The organism is Segatella maculosa DSM 19339 = JCM 15638 (genome assembly GCF_000382385.1).
GTDB classification, from domain to species: Bacteria; Bacteroidota; Bacteroidia; order Bacteroidales; family Bacteroidaceae; genus Prevotella; species Prevotella maculosa.
Map to the genome: position 1 here is coordinate 1 of NZ_KB908333.1, position 20174 is coordinate 20174.

General features: G+C 46.2%; 17 protein-coding genes and 1 pseudogene. 6 read left to right on the top strand and 12 right to left on the bottom strand.

The genetic code is table 11. From position 1 onward, the window contains the following. Positions 1-31: 31 nt before the first annotated feature. The 3 genes and pseudogenes from H164_RS14600 to H164_RS0110865 all read right to left on the bottom strand — a co-directional run bounded on the left by H164_RS14600 (position 32) and on the right by H164_RS0110865 (position 2749). Positions 32-1582 (bottom strand): MBOAT family O-acyltransferase, encoded by a 1551-nt coding sequence (locus H164_RS14600; protein ID WP_081622293.1) that lies wholly within the window; start codon positions 1580-1582, stop codon positions 32-34. A 360-nt stretch (positions 1583-1942) separates the two neighbouring features. Further along, a pseudogene (locus H164_RS15945) lies at positions 1943-2109 on the bottom strand (IS5 family transposase); the annotation flags it as partial. A 52-nt stretch (positions 2110-2161) separates the two neighbouring features. Next, positions 2162-2749, bottom strand: a complete 588-nt coding sequence (locus H164_RS0110865; RefSeq protein ID WP_019968639.1) for a DUF4738 domain-containing protein — start codon at positions 2747-2749, stop codon at positions 2162-2164. Positions 2750-2908: 159 nt separating this feature from the next. Between H164_RS0110865 and H164_RS0110870 the strand changes: the two genes are divergently transcribed. Together H164_RS0110870 and H164_RS0110875 are read left to right on the top strand one after the other, a co-directional pair. Beyond that, complete coding sequence (locus H164_RS0110870; protein ID WP_019968640.1) at positions 2909-3583, top strand: DUF4230 domain-containing protein; 675 nt, start codon at positions 2909-2911, stop codon at positions 3581-3583. Further along, positions 3573-4211: a DUF4230 domain-containing protein gene (locus H164_RS0110875; RefSeq protein WP_019968641.1), complete on the top strand. Its 639-nt coding sequence runs from the start codon at positions 3573-3575 to the stop codon at positions 4209-4211. Before H164_RS0110870 ends, H164_RS0110875 begins: the two co-directional genes overlap by 11 nt. Positions 4212-4242: 31 nt before the next feature. On the opposite strand, the gene H164_RS0110880 is transcribed toward H164_RS0110875, so the two are convergent. The 9 genes from H164_RS0110880 to H164_RS0110920 form a co-directional block, all read right to left on the bottom strand. After that, a complete protein-coding gene (locus H164_RS0110880; RefSeq protein ID WP_019968642.1) occupies positions 4243-5256 on the bottom strand; it encodes a LacI family DNA-binding transcriptional regulator in 1014 nt (337 codons plus the stop codon). Between the two features lie 829 nt (positions 5257-6085). Next, the gene (locus H164_RS0110885; RefSeq protein ID WP_019968643.1) at positions 6086-6724 is read right to left on the bottom strand and encodes a response regulator transcription factor; all 639 of its coding nucleotides are present in this window, start codon (positions 6722-6724) and stop codon (positions 6086-6088) included. Between the two features lie 112 nt (positions 6725-6836). After that, positions 6837-9362 (bottom strand): DUF5686 family protein, encoded by a 2526-nt coding sequence (locus H164_RS0110890; protein ID WP_026356346.1) that lies wholly within the window; start codon positions 9360-9362, stop codon positions 6837-6839. A 17-nt stretch (positions 9363-9379) separates the two neighbouring features. Further along, positions 9380-10090 carry an HAD family hydrolase gene (locus H164_RS0110895; protein ID WP_019968645.1) on the bottom strand — a complete coding sequence of 237 codons (711 nt, stop codon included), beginning with the start codon at positions 10088-10090 and terminating at the stop codon, positions 9380-9382. 41 nt (positions 10091-10131) lie between these two features. After that, entirely contained in the window at positions 10132-11049 is a 918-nt protein-coding gene (locus tag H164_RS0110900) for a CDP-alcohol phosphatidyltransferase family protein (protein ID WP_019968646.1), read from the bottom strand. Beyond that, complete coding sequence (locus H164_RS0110905; protein WP_019968647.1) at positions 11036-11839, bottom strand: hypothetical protein; 804 nt, start codon at positions 11837-11839, stop codon at positions 11036-11038. The genes H164_RS0110900 and H164_RS0110905 overlap by 14 nt, the downstream gene beginning before the upstream one ends. Beyond that, complete coding sequence (locus H164_RS0110910) at positions 11836-12558, bottom strand: nucleotidyltransferase family protein (RefSeq protein WP_019968648.1); 723 nt, start codon at positions 12556-12558, stop codon at positions 11836-11838. The genes H164_RS0110905 and H164_RS0110910 overlap by 4 nt, the downstream gene beginning before the upstream one ends. Before the next feature lie 715 nt (positions 12559-13273). After that, positions 13274-13711 (bottom strand): GatB/YqeY domain-containing protein, encoded by a 438-nt coding sequence (locus tag H164_RS0110915; RefSeq protein ID WP_025830260.1) that lies wholly within the window; start codon positions 13709-13711, stop codon positions 13274-13276. A 106-nt stretch (positions 13712-13817) separates the two neighbouring features. Beyond that, positions 13818-14597: a GIN domain-containing protein gene (locus H164_RS0110920; RefSeq protein WP_026356347.1), complete on the bottom strand. Its 780-nt coding sequence runs from the start codon at positions 14595-14597 to the stop codon at positions 13818-13820. Positions 14598-14746: 149 nt separating this feature from the next. Here H164_RS0110920 and H164_RS0110925 point away from each other — a divergent pair, with 149 nt between their 5' ends. The 4 genes from H164_RS0110925 to H164_RS0110940 all read left to right on the top strand — a co-directional run bounded on the left by H164_RS0110925 (position 14747) and on the right by H164_RS0110940 (position 20170). Further along, entirely contained in the window at positions 14747-15451 is a 705-nt protein-coding gene (locus tag H164_RS0110925) for a DNA alkylation repair protein (RefSeq protein WP_019968651.1), read from the top strand. A gap of 125 nt (positions 15452-15576) precedes the next feature. Beyond that, a complete protein-coding gene (gene epsC, locus H164_RS0110930; RefSeq protein WP_019968652.1) occupies positions 15577-16518 on the top strand; it encodes a serine O-acetyltransferase EpsC in 942 nt (313 codons plus the stop codon). Next, positions 16502-17992 carry a THUMP domain-containing class I SAM-dependent RNA methyltransferase gene (locus H164_RS0110935; RefSeq protein ID WP_019968653.1) on the top strand — a complete coding sequence of 497 codons (1491 nt, stop codon included), beginning with the start codon at positions 16502-16504 and terminating at the stop codon, positions 17990-17992. Before epsC ends, H164_RS0110935 begins: the two co-directional genes overlap by 17 nt. Positions 17993-17995: 3 nt before the next feature. Continuing rightward, positions 17996-20170, top strand: coding sequence for a S9 family peptidase (locus H164_RS0110940; RefSeq protein WP_019968654.1), 2175 nt, complete (start codon positions 17996-17998; stop codon positions 20168-20170). Positions 20171-20174: the final 4 nt, after the last annotated feature.

Here is a 20174-nt window from a genome sequence, read left to right on the forward strand (position 1 = left end):
AATAACAAGAGTTGTTTGAAACGACAGCAAATCAAGGAAGTCCGGGGAATTTGAGTAGTAACCAAATCGTAACCCTTTTCCTTTTTCCAATTTTATAAGTGCTTATAATCAAAGAGTTATAAAGAGTCGGCTCTTTTGTCGTGCAAAACTGTGAATAAATGAATTGAACATTTTTCCCTGCCTCATGGAAAATTAACATAAGAATAGTATAATAAAGGACTATTCGGCACACCTTGTATTTCAACAGTCCATGATTGGCAAGCTGCAAGCCATGTATTCTTTTCCGCATCAGCCATTCCCATACCAGCAAAAGGAAACTTGCTGCTAAAATACTCTTTCCCTCAAAATCGGATATTGTGAAGATGGAGGGAGAGCAAAGCTTGGAGACATATTCGGCAAACAACGTGAAGTTGTCAGCTCGGAAAATAATCCAACCAAAGGTAGCAAGGACGAATGTAAGTACCATCTGACCGAAGACCTTCAGGCTTGGCAACTGTTTGGCAGACTCTGCATCAATGTATTTGCTTTTCAGCCCAAAGAAGATGAATACGGAAATAATCAATGCATGGTATAGCCCCCACACAACGAACGTCCAATTTGCTCCATGCCAAAGACCACTAACGGCAAAAACAATAAAAGTGTTACGAATAACTTTCCATTTGGAGCAACGACTTCCCCCCAATGGGAAATAAATATAATTCTGAAACCATTTCATCAATGAGATATGCCATTTGCGCCAAAAGTCGGGTATATTCCTCGAAAAATAGGGATAGTTGAAATTCTGCATAATCCGTATACCAAATAGCTTTCCTATACCGATTGATATATCGGAATATCCGGAGAAGTCACTATAGATTTGCATGGAGTAAGCAAATGCATAAACCAACAAAGCAAATCCTGACAAATCATTAAGACTATCCCAAGCTGTATTGACCACGGCTGCCAAGTTATCGGCAATAACCATTTTCTTGAAGACCCCATACAGGATTTGTCTACAGCCGTCAACTGCCAAAGTATAGTCAAAAGAACGTTTCTTTTGATATTGAGGCAACATGTTTGAGGCACGCTCAATAGGTCCTGCTAGTAACTGGGGAAAGAATGATATAAAAGCCATGAATGAAAATATATCATGGGTTGCCTTTATCTTATGTTGATAGACGTCAATAGAATACCCGAGTGCTTGGAATGTGTAGAAACTGATACCGACAGGCAAAATCAGTTGGAGTGTAAAGGAGTCAAAATGTATGCCGAATGCAGAAAATAGTTCGGCAAAACTTTCTGCAAAGAAGTTGAAGTATTTAAAAATGCCAAGAATACCGACATTCACAATAATGTTGGTCGCACTCAGCCACTTCTGTAACTTTCGCTTTCCTTCGCTCTGTTCTATACCCAAGCCAATAAAGTAGGTCATCAAACTGGTAAAAAGGAGAAGAAAACAGAATCTCCAGTCCCACCAAGCATAAAATACATGGCTGGCAATAAAGACCGTTATATTCTGCCACCTATGAGACTTTCCAACCAACCAATATAATCCGAAGACTATCGGCAGGAATAATAAAAATTCAAAAGAATTAAAAAGCATCTTACAACCTGTGATAATACCCGCAGCACCTATGACGGGACTCTGTATCTCAATTTACAGTACATATTATAAAAAAATGTGTAAGGTGCAAAGTTGCCTGCCTTTCAATTAGTTTTCACAATGTCTTGCCCTGAGTTGGACAAGAATTCGGAACAAACAAAAGTCAAGCAGTAGCATACACTTTCTTTATATATGCCTCTTTATTCCATTTCTCAACCTTGACATTGAACGCTGATAAAGATTTTGCAAAGGTATGTGAATACTTACACACGACTGCAGAACAAAAGTTAATTACGTTTAAATAACGGGGAAAATAAGATAAAATGAAACCTCTGCCCTCTCCTCCTCCATCTTCTTCAGCTCCTCAACCTCACCGTCACTCAGTCCATACCCACGTATGCAGAAGTTCGGGCTTGAACGACACCAAGCCGTCACAACTCGGACGACCGGTTGATTTATAGCCCCTGGTATAGGCGATTTCTATAATGCTTCGTATGGAGACTCCAGTCGATTATCCTGTCTATCTGGAAGGAGCCCGAAAGTATTTTGCACTTCTAATTGTAAAGAGCATTATATTCTCTATATATCTTCCTCTTCAGAGCGTATTCTTCCTGAGACTCCATTATTGCTGCCTGTATCCAACTGTGTATCTTTTGTTATCGTGATTTTTCCCGTTCTCGACAGCTTCATCAGCAACGGAATATATTCGTCGCTCATCTTGTCCGGCGAACCGACACTGGCAGCAAACAATAGATTATCGCCCTCGGCACGGTCGAGAACAATCCCCACGAGGGCACCGTCTGCATAAGCCTTGTCGATATAAGGCCTGAAATCGGCCTTTGTGAACGTGCGGCTGAAGAACGCGCTACCGTCAGAACGCAGCACACGGATTGTGATACGGTTGTCATAATACTTTGTATCACCATCGACAATCACAGGTAATGAGGCGTCGGCCGAACGCGTCATCTCAACAGTATAGGCCGCGCCAAGCCACTTGACCTTACGACTCTGCTTATAATTGCCCGTCTTTTGGATTTGCCGATGGACAACTATCATCGGCTTTTTCGTGATAATATCACCCGTGTTCTTCTTGTCTTTGCACCCGGTAAAGGCCGACACAACGATTACGGCCACCATAAAACAGAAATATCTTTTCATCGTTTTCATCGTTTATGTCATGCAAAAATAATAAAAACGAGCCAGATAGCAAAGGAAAACACGAGTTTTCGTCTCTTCAAGAAGCAATGACGACACAACGAAAGTGGCAGAAAAGTAATGCAGAATAACTTTTTTTATTACCTTTGCAGCATTCTAACAACGCTGTTTATGAAAAGAATAGGTTTGCTTTACATGGTTCTGCTCCTCGTTTTTAGCCTATCCGGCTGCAAAGGAAAGCGGGAAGAACAGACGCAAAAGGCCTTTGACACCATCCCGATGCTTGTCAATGAGATTCAAAAGTGCTCGCGCCTCTACACCGTGGAATATAAAATTCATAAGATTATCACCCATGATGACCGGAAAACCATCAAGGGATCGCTCTTCAATAAAGCTTTCAGTCTCGACATTCCGATGAGTAAACGCATGGTTGCCATACCCATGGATGCCACCATAAAAGGATATATCGATTTCTATTCTTTCAGCAGTAAGAACGTCAAACGAACGGGAAACAAAATCGAAATCACCCTACCTGACCCTCGGATCACAATGACCGCAACGAAAATCGACCACAACCACGTGAAGCAATTCGTGAACTTCATGCGCTCAGACTTTACCGATGCCGAGCTTTCCGACTTCGAACGGCAAGGCAGAGCACAGATTATACATGACATTTCGCAGACGGATATCTTGGAAAATGCCCGACTTGGTGCCGCAAAAGTCCTCATTCCCCTACTCCGACAAGCCGGATATAACGAGAAAGACATCACGATCAGTTTCAGAAACAACCTGCAATCCGGAGATATCCCTACGCTGATTGATAAAACAAACGAACATGGAAAGTAACAAACGACGCTCTTTTTTGCGCTCCATCATCAACAAATTGTCGCTCAAGGGCGCGCTGATGCTCGGCTCCGTCCTACTGCTTTTGGTCGTCGTAAGCCTCATTCTCCGTTGGATAGACAAAAGCAATAGCCTATACATTGAGGAGAACAAGCGCATCGACCTCACGCCCACGCTCATCAAATCCATTGAGGAAATCGGCGAATGGGAGTTCCTTCAACTTACCGACGAGGAACTTGTAGACACCATTAAACATGGTTTTTTCGGCGACAGCAGGCTGGTTCGCATCTATTATGGCACGCTTCGGCTGGGTTTCAACCTGCATGAAGCCGGCCCTGGTTGGCTCAAACAGGACAAAGACACGCTGCGCCTGATGCTCCCTCCCATTCGTTTGCTTGACAAAGATTTTATTGATGAGGCGCGAACGAAAGCTTTTTATGAGAGCGGAAGTTGGACTGAAGCCGACAAACAAGCCCTTTACGACCGTGCTTACAAGCTCATGATGCAACGTTGCGTCACGACGGCCAACATTCAAACAGCCCGCCGTAACGCCTGTCTACAAATGGAAAGCATGATGAGGAGCATGGGATTCGGTGCCGTAAAGGCCACTTTCGCACAACCGGAGAGATAAGACTATCTTGCCGTTATGCCGCTTTCGGTGGCTAATGTTTCTCAGAACTCTCCCTGATTTTCAATATCATCGGTACGATTTCCTTGTAAATATGCTGGTCGCCTTTGATATGACGCAACAGCAGTTCGCAGCTTTTGCGCCCTTGTTCGTTAGCTTGATCCATGATGGCAGTGAGCTTTGGCGTGACGAAAGCAGCCGAATCGCCATCGGTAAAGCCAATGATAGCGACGTTATTGGGTATAGATAGGCCGCAAGTCTTGATGGCATCGAAGGCAGCATACGTGAGAATATCGTTGAAAGCAAGGATTGCATCGGGCCGTTTCTCGCTTTGAAGCAGCCGAACTGTGGCATTCCGTGCCTCATCGAAGTCAATTCTTCCGCACCACACCAGTTCTCTGTCGATGGGTAAATGATGTTCGCGCAGTGCTTCAAGGTAACCGTGCTTGCGTCGCTTTACCATATCAAGATGATTTGGGCCGCCAATGAAGGCAATGCGGCGCGAACCTGCCCCGATAAGATGAGAAGTGGCCTCTTGTGCGGCCTCATCACCGTTGGCAACCACCTGTGAAAACATGTCGGGCAGACAGGTTCGGGCAAAGAAAACCACGGGAATCCCCATGTCATGCAGCTGAAGATAATGCCCATAGTCCACAGTGTCCTGCGCAAGACAGGCGATGATGCCGTCCACATGCATGGAGATGAAATTCTCAACGGCCTTTTCTTCCCGCTCATGGCTCTCGTGGCTGTTGCTGCTGATGACCGAATAACCGAAGCACGAAGCGTAATCTTCAATACCATCAAGCACAGAAGCATAGTAATGGGTGACGAGATTGGGAACGATAACGCCTATCACTCGCGGCGTTTTCTTGCGCAGGCTCTGTGCAAAAGGATTGGGACGATAGTTCAATCGCTTGGCCAATGCCTTCACTTTCGCCTTCATTTCCTCGCCCACCTCATGGCTGTTGCGCAGGGCACGAGACACTGTTGCGATGCTCACGCCCAGTTCTTCGGCTAAATCTTTCAAAGAAGTTCTACGTTGCTTCATTCAAAAATAAACACTATCAAAAGTTACTTGCAAACTTATTCTCAGCTTACAAAATTACAAATTTAGCGCAAAAACGCAAACGTTTACGTAGATTTTTATACTAAAACACTAACATCATGGAACAAAAACACTATATTTGCGAAATAAATATGTTACACTAAAAGATTGTTGATAATCAAATTAGTTGAAAAAACTTTTAGGGTTGGCATTGTCGCGAGACAGTTTCAACCCATTTTTTGGCCGAGATGAAGCCGTAGGGACGCACGGTTCATGCGTCCGCTCAATGTGAATAAAATCGCAAATGCACGGGCCGTGCGTCCCTATATGCCGTATAACAATCAACTTGTCCACCCGTTTACTTGTCTACTGTCAACCAAATTAATAATCAACGATTTACACCTTGCATTTCAATCTTACCCATTTTGCCGTGCAATCTCAGCCATTTTACCGCCTAATATGGCCCATTTTACCGCGCAATATGGGTGATATTGAAAACCGAAATAACCGGTATTATCCCTCAATGGGTATTTAATGGGGAGAGAATGAATGGTACGTAACGAACAAACCCCACCGGGGTTTCGCTATTTACGGGGCAGGGTTGTTTCACTACGTTTGGCAATCCTGCCCTATAAACAACGGAACCCCGATGCGGTTTTTATTTGATTCATCAACGAAATCGGCGTATAGGACAATCGTAAACAACGAAACCGCGATACAGTTTTTAGGTTGCATGCTGCTTATTCTTCCCTTTTGAGTTCTTACAATGCCTACAAACAGGTGCGACGGAACGGACATACGAGCTCTGTGTCCCCCGGATTGAACCCAAACATCAAATATAATATTCGGCGGAATCAATCAATCCGGCTCGCAAGGCATACTTCGTTACCTCGTGAACATTATTGACACCGAGCTTTCGGAAGATGTTCTTGCGATGCGTATTCACCGTGTGGAAACTCGAAATGCGCTTTTCGGCTATCTCACGCGTGGTCATTCCGAGAGCAATATCCTTCAGAATCTCGCCCTCGGTGCGTGTCAGTCTGACGTGTTCCGGCTCGGATTGCGCAGGAACGAGTAGCATTTCTGTCATTCGTTGACAGATGAAACGCCGACAATGAATGGCATAATCGAGGGCTTCTCTTATCTCTCTGAGGCCACTTTCCTTGAGCAGAATGCTGAAACGCGGCGAACTTGCAATGAGAAGTCGCACGAAATCGAGACTCAAATCCTCGCTGAAAAGCAGCCAACGCGTTGCAACAAAGCGCTCACAGAGGATCATCAGTTCGGCCACATCATTGATATCGAACAGCGTGTAGTCCAAAACAACCACGCGATTACTGTCTTTCTGCAATGCAAGGAGCAGTTCGGCCTTGTCCTCAATGCACTTGAACGTGACCCCATCAAAGCTTTCGAGGACATACATCAGGCCTGCCCGCGTGATGTCTTGCTTGTCGGCTAAGAGTATTTCCATGTTTTTTCCTTTCCGATACAAAAGTAAATAAAATTATGATAAGGCGGAAAAAGAAACCCAAAAAGTTGCTCATCGGCCGTTGAAAGGCCCGATTATCAACGCTTACCAACCATCAGAAAGTCATGTGGAGCATAAAACGAATGCCGTTTTTCTTTGCCGTTGGCAACGAAGTGTAGTTGCATCGGTGCACGAACTCCACATGAACGATTTTGAATATGTTGTGAATGCCGGCCACCCATTCCACATATGGGCGCTTCGGATCCATCACATAGCTTCCTTCAGGGAATGCCCACAGCTGCGTATCTCCTGCATTTATGGGCAGCATAGGGTTGTTTTTATCGGTCAACTTGCCCCAAAGTGTCTTCACACCAATGTACTCTCGCCACTTCAACTTCTTCAACAAGGGAATGCGGTTGAATATTTTTCCGTTCAAATCCCAGCTCATATCGAGGCTTGCATAGCGGTCGTTGAGGAACTCCATGTTGTTGATCATGTTGAAAGTTTCCTTCTGTACGATGTAACTCAGGTTGGCTGCGGGCATAATGAGCAGTGGATAAGGCACCTTATCCCATTGTGCACCAGCCTTAAGACGGGCATCTATTTTGCCCCAAGAGTTCATCCAGAAACGCTTGTATATGCCGATTTCGGTGAGATTATAGCGATAATCGCCTCCAAAGAGCCTCATTCCGGTCGTATGTTCAAGGCTGAACACGGGCGCATCAAGGTTCACCGGAATGCGACGTTGCTTGGTATTGATGTACGTTCTGCCCGGAGCAAGTTGGAATTTCAGGCTCAATTCGGTTGTCCGCAAGTAGCTTACGGGGAACGACAAGGCTCCCGCTGCCTCGTTTTTTTCGGTCTTCAAGGCCAGTATTGAGCGTAGTCCCCACTCCGATTCCCACTCGAAAGCCAGTTGTTGTCGGTTATAAAACATCATTTTATCAACCTTTGCCCACTTGAAAGCCGTGAAGACATTATCCTTATCCGTGTGCATGAACTTGTCAGAAGGCGACATGATGTCATACGTAGACGTGAACGTCAGCGTGCGTTTCGGGAACTCCCGCGGCAGATACTCCTTGCGGTTGAACGAATAGGTCAGCTCTCCTTTGTAATAATTGCGGTGACTTCGCCAGCCATGTGCATAGTAACCGGCAAGGAACCAATGCTTGTCAAGGTTGGCAGTTGACTGTACACTGACGCGTGTTCGCAGGCCATCGATGAAGTTAGACGTCAACATTGTGTTGACAGGTCCTATATCTACCTTGCTGGGATGGTTCAGATTGCCCGTCTCAACGAAGTTTTCTATCAAGGCTTTTGCCCCGAATATGACGTATTTGAAGCCGTTGAGCTGCTCTATTCTGTGTATGAATGCGTCCATTCCGCTTTCACTTTTGGTGAGTCCCACAGTGCGATAGCGATTCCAAAAGGCCTCATCACGCATCATGGAATTGGCCTCCCGGCGTGTAGCGGCCTTGCCCTTAAAGAGTTGTTTGGGCAATTCATCGAAAGCATAATCGCTCAATCGCGTCGTACGGACAACGAGTGCCTTCGACAAAAAGTTGGCAACTTTCAACTCAACCACCATATCATCGACGCTTAAAGCCCATTCGCCGTTCGGCAACTTGGTGTATTCCTGCGTCAGTTTCAGGTTCTCTACGAAGTTGACATCGCTTTGTTTGGGTATCGAAAGGTCGCAACGCTTCAAGTGAAGCGTTGAATCTGCGAGGATATAAAGGTCACCTCGAAACCCGAAATCCTGTTGATTGTTGGGCAAGAACTGCAGGTGATAGCAGAGATCACGGTCCACATAGACTGTGTCTTCAATGTAATAGCGATAGAAGGCTATGGCATCCTTACCGATAGGGCTGGTGAATGGGAACCGAAGAAGGCGCACTTGGTCGTCGTAAAGGTCTACATCTGTGAAGACATCTTTCAGAACCGTGTTCAGAATATCGCCCGTTTCGAACAATTGGTTGATGCCCGTACTCTGCTGACCCATGATGATATCCTTCTCTGTCTTGGGGCTTTTGCGATACAGGTGCTGCGTAACCGTCTCGTCAACCGACAGGGGAAGAATCAGTTTATGGTTGTAGGGACTGGTCTCGATTTGGTCGATGAGCCACTGTTTCTTGGCAAAGAAGCCGCTATCGATGTCCACCGGCTGAATGTCATTGACCGCCATTGTAATCTTCTGGTACTTATTATACTGATAGAAGTCATGGTTATTGAGGTCTGTTTTCTTCTTAGCTGCAATCACACGACGCATCAATTCGACCGCAGGATTGTCCTTTCGGCTGTACCGATTGCGCTTTGTCTTGACGGTAATGCCCTTCAATGTCCGCGTGTCGGGCTTCAGTTTGACGTTGAGAAAGGCTGCCGAACCGGGCCTAATCGCGTAATCCTTGCTCTGATAGCCCACGGCACTGATGGTCAATAGCCAGCCATCGTGACGCTCAATAGAGAACTTTCCGCCTGCATCTCCGCTCATTGCGATGTGATGTCCCTTGTAAGTTGCACTCGGATAGCGTATGGTATCGCCGGTCTGGGCATCGATTACGACACCACTTATCTGTGCCGTTGCTGACAAAGATACTGCCACGAGCAATAAAAGACCTGATATATATCTCCTGAAACTCATAAACCTTTTTACCTATATTATAGTACTATTGATGAAAGCTGCGCAATATCCGTGATAATTCCATCGGGAATGCGCTCGTCATATTGCCGGGTTGTCCACCCTTCTCCCTTGAACCAAACGGTCTTGCACCCTATTTTACGTGCCGGTTCTATATCTTTATAGAAGCTATCGCCAACGACAATGACCTCTTCGGGCAGCAATCTTAAGCGTTCAACTCCCAACTTATAAATCCTTGGATCGGGCTTTCTGATACCCACAATGGCACTTTCTACAACGTCACCAAACAGGTGATTGAGTCCGAATTCTTTCAAAACAACTTCCATGTTCCCATAAAAATTGCTCACAAGAACCATGGGATAACGTTCTGATAATCGCTCCAATACCTCGCGACTGTGCGTGGTCGTGGCGACAACTTGAGCGTAAACATCTTCCAAGATGGCCTGATGAAGCTGCCTGAATGTTGCTTCATCGGCATCCCAAATGCCCTGTTTACAGAGGTATTCTAACTCTAATCGCAACTTGATTTCAAGTGTTTTGCGAAACGTATAATCGTGCTTTATGATGGGCATACTGCCCAAAGTGCGCTCTCCATAGACGTAAGCTTCACGGAAATGTGACTCATCAACGAGCACTTGCTGACGCTCATAGGCATGCCAAAGCACCTTTCCCCAGTGCTGACCTGCGGTATCCAGCGTACCGCCGTAGTCGAAAATATATCCTTTTATCATACGTTTTTGCTCTTTTAATGGGTGATGCTGAACGGCGAAAACTATGCCAACTCCCGGCTTAATTCCTCACATAACCGCTCATGTGTGCGGTGCATGTGAACGTACATGGCGCTCATGACGATGATTTCAAACAAGGGATAAAGCCAAGCATGGTCTGTCAAGCAAGCGATATAGCAGACAATGGCCCGCAAATTGAATGTAAGCAGGTTGGTATATTTCATCAATGGGCGCGAACCTTCAAGAAAACGAAGACGAGTCTCCTCTTTTTGACTTGCATTCCACTTCATAAAGAACCTCTGAAAAGCCGGCGTCCGCTTCTCCTGACTATGACAATACTTCGCATAATTCGTGTAGAAGAGGCGCTCCCAGAATGCTCCTTGCTTCGGAAATGCCTTGAGTGTGTCTACTTGTTTCTGATAACTGTCGAGCTCACTGCCGTCTTTTCCCTTTAAAAAGAAGAGATGTATCTGCCGATAATAGTCGGCCAAGGAACTTTGGGGAGAGTGACAAAGGAAGCCGGCAACGCTGCAAAGAATCCAACTTCCAATGCCCCAAGCTACATCTGTGCAGGGTATTTGCTGATGATAAAGGCGCATGGCGATGGCAACATAAATGAAGAGGAACCACACATCGCCTGAAAAACCGTCGAGCATTCGGCCGATCAGCGTCTTCTTTCCCGTGAGTCGGGCCATCTGTCCGTCGGTAGAATCACAGAAGTTTGCCAGCATTAGCAAGCCCACGCCTATGAGATTGTGCGTCAAATCTGTATAGTAAAACATGCAACCTGCCCCAGCTCCGAGGAAGATTGACAGTATTGTGATGACGTTAGGGTGTATGTTTAGCTTGTTCCATAGCAGTGCAAACACCAGTCCTATGGGGCGGGTGAAGTGCACATCAAGCCATTCTTCTGTGTCATTTGACTTGAATGAGGCCTGTAACAACGCATTAAATCTGCTCATATTTCTTGTTTATTTTATCCATAATCAGTTTACCAACGGCCCGGGCCGCCTCTTCCGGACAACGAGAGAAGCTGGGCCAATCGTTGAAATCAATGAGATAAAAGGCTCCGGAGGCCGTGATGATGGCATCACCTCCATAGACCTCCACGCCCGTAAGCATGGAAACAGCCGCAGCCACTGCCTGCAATTGCGCTTCATCGAAGGCATAATGCTGTGCCTTACCATTCATTTTTTCGTCGCCGAACTTGGAGATGCCATCGTCACCGGGGTAATAATACCTGAAAAAACCACCACGGACAGCGTAGAATTTCACCAAGTCGCCGGGCACATGTGCCTGAACCACCCAATCGGTTACGCCTCGCATGGCAAACGCGGCCTGCTGTTCGGCCAGCTCTCTTCGGCTTTTGCAATAGACAACGTCACCTTTACATTGTGCCGCCATGTCGGCCCTTTTCAGCCAATAGCCGTCGTCTCCGTCGGCAGGAGGAACGGGAAAGCCCTGCGCTTGCAGTGCACGGCTAAGCCAACCTCGCTCACATCGGGCTACACCATAGGCTGAATTGACAACGATTTTCCCCTCATCTTCTTTCCTTTTCAGCAGCTCCAGCGTATGCGGAAGCCGTGCCATTGACACGTAAACATCGGCATTTTCATCGGCCGTCAACTGCATTTCGGCTATCATTGCAGCTGCGCCACCAAGGCAATCGACGCTCTCTTGCAAAATCATTCTGTCCTTTTCTACCGAATTCGGCGAGAGCTTTTCGTCGCGTTTTACAGCCAATATCCTCATTGTATAAATGCTTCTGCTTTCCGAATATCGGCAGCATGGTCCACATCCATGACCTTTGAGAACCGGTAGGCCTTGAGTTTTCGCCCGTCACGGACAAGACCTCGCTGGAAATTCCGCATGCGGCTTTCGCCCCGTTCCATACAATTTTGAAGCGTATCAAAGGCGCTTGAGGTCAAACCATAGATGCCTCCGGAGATGAATCTGCATCGGTTTCCAGGGTCGTCATCGTAGAATCCCGTCACATTCATGGCCTCGTCGGTGCCCACATACAGCGGTTTTTCGTCGTCAATGAAATCGGTTACGCCCATCAATCCATCGAAACCGGCTGCCAACTGCGCCTTGAATGCGCGGACATAGTCGGCAAATTCGTCTTCTATAAAAATGGTATCGACCGTCGTCATGACGAAAGGTCCGGGCTCCATGACCTTACTTAGTTCATAAAAACTGTGCATAGAACTCGGCGTAGTCTGCACGATGAAGTCCAAAGGGACAGGACTTCCCGCCATTCCCCCAGTTTTTATAGCCTGCAAATGCCGGCATACTTCCGACGTCAAAGCATTGCATATCACCGAAATCCGGTTGGCTTCATTGGCCATGAAAATACGAATCAGGCGGTCTATCAAATGTTCATGGCAGACTTTCACCAGGGGTTTCGGTTCCCTAATCCCCTCTTGTGCCAGCCGAGAGCCTTCACCTGCCGCGATAATTGCATAATTCATACGTCCTATTTTATAGCACTTAGATGCTGCAAAATTACACATTATCTATCAAAAGCAGAAAACTTTTCACTTGTTTTTTGTTTTATTCCATGAAAATCCACTTCATAATGGTTTTTCAGTACACTTTTTGAACAAAATGATTTCAATCCCATTACATTTCAATCTCAGCCATATTACGCGGTAAAATGGCTGAGATTACCGCACAAAATAGCTGAGATTGAACGGCGAAATGGCTGGGATTGAAATGCAAGGTGCAAGTCGTTGATTATCAATTTAGTTGCATGTAGGGACGCACATAAGCCGGATTAATGCGTAAAATGGAGGAGAGGGCAAGCCGCTCAAATGCATGTAGAGACGCACGGCTCGTGCGTCCGCTCCAATAACCGCGTGTATTTGCTTGCCATTCACCTTGAATGGACGCACGAACCGGGCGCCCCTACATACCCACATAAGCCAGATTAATGCGTAAAATGAAGGAGAGGGCGACCTGCTCGAATGCATGTAGGGACGCACGGCCCGTGCGTCCGCTGACATTACAGTTGACAAGTGGGAAGTAAACGGGTGGGCAGGTTGATTATTATACGACATGAGGGGACGCACGGTTCGTGCGTCCCCTCCAATAACCGCGTGTATTTGCTTGCCATTCACCTTGAGCGGACGCACGAGCCGTGCGTCCCTACATACTTGTCATGGCCGTATTGCGCTGGAAGATGCCTTATTTCACGATATGTTTGCGCACCAATTCCGAAACAGTTTTGCCATCAGCAGCGTTCCATTTGGCCTTCACCGCTTTTATTGCACTGCCCATCAGCTTCTGATCGATGCCGTTTGGATAGGCAGCAACGATGAAAGCGTCGATTTCTTCGGCTTTCGGTGCAGCCGGGAGCAAGGCTTCAAGAAGCAGATATTCTTTCTTCTCGTTCTCGGCAAGGTCGGTTCGACCGGCATCGGCATAGACCTTTTCAGACTCTTTGCGCTCTTTTACCATCTTACGAATGATTTGTATCTCGGCAACATCGTCCAAAGGCTTGGCATCTTTGGCCGTGCTGAACTTCAAGAACTCACTCTTCAGCAGTCGATAAACGGCAGCTTTGTCTTTCTCTCCCGACTTCATTGAAGTCATAATCATCTTGTTGATTTCCTCGTTATACATTATATTATGTTTTAATTTGATGTGGAATTCATCGCTCACAAGCGCAAAGATAGGAAAAAATCGACAAACTTCGCTATGCGAAACCGCCAAGATTGCGCAAAAAGACTTATTTGATGTTGACGTTATACCGCTCTTGTGGCCGCTTATCGTCGTCATCCTTATAGCGAATCCAATGTTTACACGTGCCTTTCAGCTCGATATTGCCCGTTCCATCAACCATTGTTTTAACCGTTCCGCAGTCTTTCATGTGTGCACGAATGTCGCCTGTGCCGTCGATTTCCAGCTTTACGTTAGGCACTTTGACCATCGTGAGTTTGATATCTCCTGTTCCGTCGAGCGAAGCATTAACCGATAAAGCCTCCAAATAGCCCACCCGAAGGTCGCCAGTTCCATCGACAGAGCCTTTGAAATGGTCGCAGATAAGGCTGTCTATCTGTATATCGCCCACCCCATCGACAGAGGCTTCGAGCCTATCCGTATCAATCTTTTTGGCTTTGAAGTCAACTACGCCTTCAATATCTATCTTTACCAAATCAGGACCACTCACATAGATGTCCACTCCCTTGCGCTTGGTGAACGGGAATGCCCTTTTCATGCCTTTATCCATTGTGATATGAAGCTCTTCGCCTATGAAACTCACACGCATTCGCTCTACTTCACTCTTCGGTCCGACTAAACGAATGCTCAAAGAATCGGACTGTGTATAGACAATGCTACCAACCATGTCGGCCTCAATCTCTGAGAAATACTTCGCATTGAGCAGACGTGTGACGCTCGGACCACTTGATCGACCAGTCAAGGCACGCACATCACTACTATTAACATGGCAGGCAGAAAGAGAAATAAAGCCAAAAACCGAGAGTAAAAATAAAGAAAAACGTTTCATAAATATATCATTTTTTAGTTGTTATGCTGTTTAGACGTTGATATTGTAGGAAAAGTTGCAATGTAAGACAATATGAAAGAAAAGCTATAAAAGCGAAGGATATGCGGAAAAAGACGTATCTTTGCATGAGAAATGACCGATAAAACAATATGGAAACGATTGTAACTGCCGTCACCAATGAGCTTCAAGCGCGCTCTTCTGCCGAGAAACGTGAGATATTTCCTCGCTTTTTCAAGACCGGAAAAGGTGAGTATGGCGAAGGAGACAAGTTCCTTGGCGTCACAGTTCCCCATGTCAGAGCCGTGGCAAAGCTGCATAAGGACCTCACTTTGCAGGAAATCAAACCGCTAATGCAGTCGGAATGGCACGAAGTTAGGCTCTGTGCACTGCTGATGATGGTGGAAAAGAGTCGGAAAGCCGATGAGAAACTGCGCAAACAGCTCTTTGATTGCTACCTTTCAATGACTGAACACATCAACAATTGGGACCTTGTAGACCTTTCCTGCCCTACCCTTGTCGGCGAATATCTGCTGGACCAGTCGCACGAAAGGCTTTATCGCCTCGCTCAAAGCAAGCTCTTGTGGGACAACCGCATCGCCATCGTCTCTACCATTGCCTTTATCCGCAAAGGACAACTTGAAGACACGTATGCCCTCTGTGATATAATGATGCAACATCCCCATGATTTGATGCACAAAGCATGCGGTTGGATGCTACGCGAGGCAGGAAAGCGCAATCCACAACGCCTTTATGACTACGTAGACAGGCATCGGCAGGGCATGCCACGCACCATGCTTCGCTATGCTATTGAGAAGTTCGCACCCGAAGAACGGGCAAGTCTGATGAAACGATAGGAACATTTGCGGAAGAAATGTGCTGTCTTTTTCACGATTGCAGCCTAAAAAGTTCGGTTTAAGCTTTTAACTTCTTCGGTTTTTTATTACCTTTGCAGCACTATCATATTGAGACAACTAAAGAGATGAGCAATTTCAACCTGACTCATGTCCTGACACAAACCGTTAATGAACTATCAGAGACTTCTTCATTAAAGGGATTGTGCCACAATCATCGTGACGGATATCCGTTACCTTCGGGTAGAGCGCTCGAAGAAATCATTGATTTATCACGTGCTATCATCTTTCCGGGCTATTACGGAAAGTCAACCGTCAACACAAAAACTATCAAATACCACATCGGCGTCAATGTGGAATGCCTGCAAAAAATGCTGTTCGAGCAGATTTTGGCCGGTCTTTGCTTCGTCGATATGTGCGAAGAACCCGACTATGATAAGTTCGTCATGCGTCGGGAACAGGCCGAAACGCTATCCATTAAACTGATTGCAAGGTTGCCAATTATACGTAAATTGCTGGCAACCGATGTCGAAGCGGCCTACAATGGAGACCCTGCGGCCGACAGTTTTGCCGAAATCATTTCGTGTTATCCTGTCATTAAGGCCCTCAGCAACTACCGTATTGCCCATGAACTCTATGAGATGCAGGTGCCATTGATACCAAGAATGATGACCGAAATGGCCCATTCAGAGACCGGTATAGACATTCATCCGGGTGCCAAAATCGGTGAATATTTCACGATAGATCATGGAACTGGCGTCGTCATTGGGGCCACTTGTGTCATCGGAAAGCACGTGAAACTCTATCAAGGTGTAACGCTTGGAGCCAAGAGTTTCCCTCTTGATAAGGACGGAAATCCCATAAAAGGCATCCCACGCCACCCCATTTTGGAAGACAATGTCGTTGTTTATTCCAACGCAACCATATTGGGTCGCATCACTATTGGGAAGAGTTGTGTCATCGGAGCAAACACTTGGGTGATGGAAGATATGCGTCCCAAGACGAAGAAATACAAGAAAATAAAAAGAGATACATTAGACATTCAATACAATAATGGAACAGGAATTTGAACTCATCGCCAAGACTTTCATGGGACTTGAGCCCGTTTTGGCTCAGGAGCTCACCCAAATGGGTGCCAACAATGTACAGATAGGACGCCGTATGGTATCGTTTACGGGTAACAAAGAGACAATGTACCGTGCCAATTTCCAACTGCATACGGCCATAAGAATACTCAAACCGATTGCCCATTTCAAAGCCCGTTCGGCCGAAGACATGTACGATGAGGTGAAGAAAATAGACTGGAGCCAATATATAATGAAAGGAAAAACGTTCAGTGTTGACTCAGTTGTCTACTCAGAAGAGTTCAGAAACTCGCGCTTTGTCACCTATAAAGTGAAGGATGCTATCGTAGACCAGTTCCGCGAAACAACTGGAACAAGACCGAATATCAGCGTAAGTAACCCTGATATTCGGCTGAATATACATATCGCAGAGGATAAGGCTACGTTGAGTTTAGACTCAAGTGGCGAGAGTCTTCACCGCAGAGGATACCGTCAAGAAAGCGTGGAAGCACCGCTAAACGAGGTACTTGCCGCCGGAATGATACTGATGAGTGGTTGGAAAGGCGATACGGATTTCATCGATCCGATGTGTGGTTCGGGCACAATTCTCGTCGAAGCGGCCCTCATTGCACGCAATATCAGTCCGGGAGTATTCAGGAAAGCATTTGCATTTGAGAAGTGGCCAGACTTCGATCAAGGCCTCTTTGACGAGATTTACAACGATGATTCGCAGGAAAAAGTGTTCGAACATCATATCTATGGCTATGATGTTGACATGAAAGCCGTCAACACTGCACGACTAAATGTAAAGGCGGCAGGGCTCACACAACTAATAACAGTGGAGCAAAAAGACTTCAAGGACTTCACAAAACCGGCCGAAAAGAGCCTCATCATCATGAATCCTCCTTACGGAGAACGCATATCTACGCCTAATCTCTTAGCCACTTATAAAATGATTGGCGAGCGTCTGAAACACGAATTCGGCGGAAATGAAGCATGGATTTTAAGCTATCGGGAAGAATGTTTCGACCAAATTGGCTTGAAACCAAGCCTCAAGATACCTGTCTATAACGGTAGTTTGGAGTGCGAATTCCGCAAATATTCGCTCTTTGAAGGCAAGATGAAGGCATTCCGTGCAGAGGGAGGTATCGTGAAAACTGCCGAGGATAAGCGGGAAATGGCACAGAAACACCGCTTCAAAAAGAACCGCGAATTCAAGAAACGTCTTGAAGAAGAGAGCAATAATGAGGCGGGGGACATACGCAGTTTCACGTTCCATAAGCACGAACTTGAAAGTTTTGAGGATCGTAAGCGTAATCCTAAAAGGCGTGATGACCGCAATGAGCGGAGCGAACAGCGTGGAAAACGTGACAATCGCTTTGGAAGTCGTGACAAAAGAAAGGGTGGAAAACACTTTGAAAAAGGCACGAAGCGGAGCAACTTTAACCAAGAAAGAAGTCATTTTGACGAAGAGGACTAAACAATGAGAACGTTCTTCATATCGATATTGACTATGGTTGCAGCATTGACAGGTCATGCACAGGAGTTAAAGTCCTTGACTTTAGAGGACTTGAACTTTGGAGGTACGAACTATCACAACATGGTTCCCAAGACACGTTACACCACTTGGTGGGGCGATGAGCTTGTGCATCTCGACACAGAAGACTGCTTTGTCGTCAATAAAACAACAGCAAAGGAACACAAACTGTTCACACTTTCCGAACTGAACAAGTGGAGTGGCATGACGCTTCGGCATCTTTACGACATCAGTTTTCCGGAAACAAGAAAACCACTTGTATGGCTCAACGACAGAAAACAATGCATGTTGTTCAATTGGAAGCATAAAAAAGTGCTTTGGAAAGGCGATGTCAGTATGGCGAAAGGGGCTGAAGTACAAGACTTCAATACCGTTTCCAAGGCTTTGGCATATGTGAAAGACCATCAATTACATGTGGTTGATGCGCATGGAAACAACCATCAGGTGACCACAGATGGCAGCCGTGAGCTTGTTTATGGACAGAGTGTGCACCGCAACGAGTTCGGTATTACGGGGGGACTCTTTTGGAGTAACGACGGAACTCGATTGGCTTTCTATCGTATGGACCAAAGTATGGTGAGCGATTATCCACAAGTTAACATTCCCGAATTGGATTGGAAGCCTGTCAAAGGGGAAAGCCGTATCGCGACATTTGAACCGGACAAATACCCTATGGCAGGCGAAACAAGTCACAAGGTAACTGTAGGCATCTACGACCTTACTACGGGAAAGGTCACCTATCTTGCTACCGGAGACCCTACCGACCGTTATTTCACGAACATTAGTTGGGGTCCTGACAACCAAACGCTCTACATGTTTGAACTCAACCGCGACCAAAACGACTGCCGATTGATGAGCTATGACACCACAACCGGCAAGCCGATTGCCGAGATTTACCGCGAAACCGATGCCAAATATGTGGAACCTCTGCACCCCATAACCTTTCTTCCATGGGACAAAAGCAAGTTTGTACTCTGGAGCCAACGTGACGGTTACATGCATCTCTACTTATATAATAAGGTGGGAGAAGTCCGTCAGCTCACAAAAGGACCATGGGTGGTGATGAAACTCTTGGGGTTCGATGCCAAACATAAGCGTATCTTCATCGAAAGCAACACGTGTAACCCTATTCAAAAGAATATTTTCGCCGTCGATACCGAGACAAGTAAGCAGACATTGCTCGATGTTAACGGTCAAGGATGGCATACAGGAAGCTTGAGTGAAAGTGGACTTTACCTCGTTGATAACTATCAAACGCCCGACATTCCTCGCAACATTGCCATCGTGAATACCAAGAACGGAGAGGCTATAAGCTATTTCAAAGCACCCAATCCTTGGCAAGGTTACACCGTTCCCAGCTATGAATGCGGCACTATCAAGGCCGCAGACGGAACGACCGACCTTTATTATCGCATGGTAAAGCCGCTGAATTTCGATCCAAACAAGAAATATCCCACGATTGTTTACGTCTATGGAGGTCCTCATGCCCACAATGTTGACGCGCGATGGCACTATTGTAGCCGCGGTTGGGAGGCCTTTATGGCAGAGAAAGGCTATCTACTTTTCATCTTAGATAACCGGGGAAGCGAGCACAGAGGCAAGGATTTTGAACAAGTAACGTTTCGTCGTTTGGGCGAAGAAGAGATGAAAGATCAGATGGAAGGCGTGAAGTTTCTCAAGTCATTGCCCTACGTTGATGCAGACAAATTGGGCATTCATGGTTGGAGTTTCGGCGGTTTTATGACCATAAACCTAATGACTACCTATCCCGATGTGTTCAAAGTGGGTGTTGCCGGCGGCCCCGTTGTCGATTGGAAATGGTACGAAGTGATGTATGGCGAGCGTTATATGGACACCCCGCAGGCCAATCCGGAAGGTTATGCGACTTGCAGTCTGTTACCAAAAGCCAAGAACTTGAAAGGAAAATTAGAGATTATCATCGGTTTCAACGACCCCGTTGTCGTGCCACAACATGCTTTTTCTTTCCTGAAAGCCTGCATTGCTGCCGGCACTCAGCCCGACTTCTTCGTCTATCCTGGCGAACCTCACAACATGAGAGGACATCAAAGCGTGCATCTACACGAGCGGATTAGCCAATATTTCTTTGATTATTTAAAATAAATCA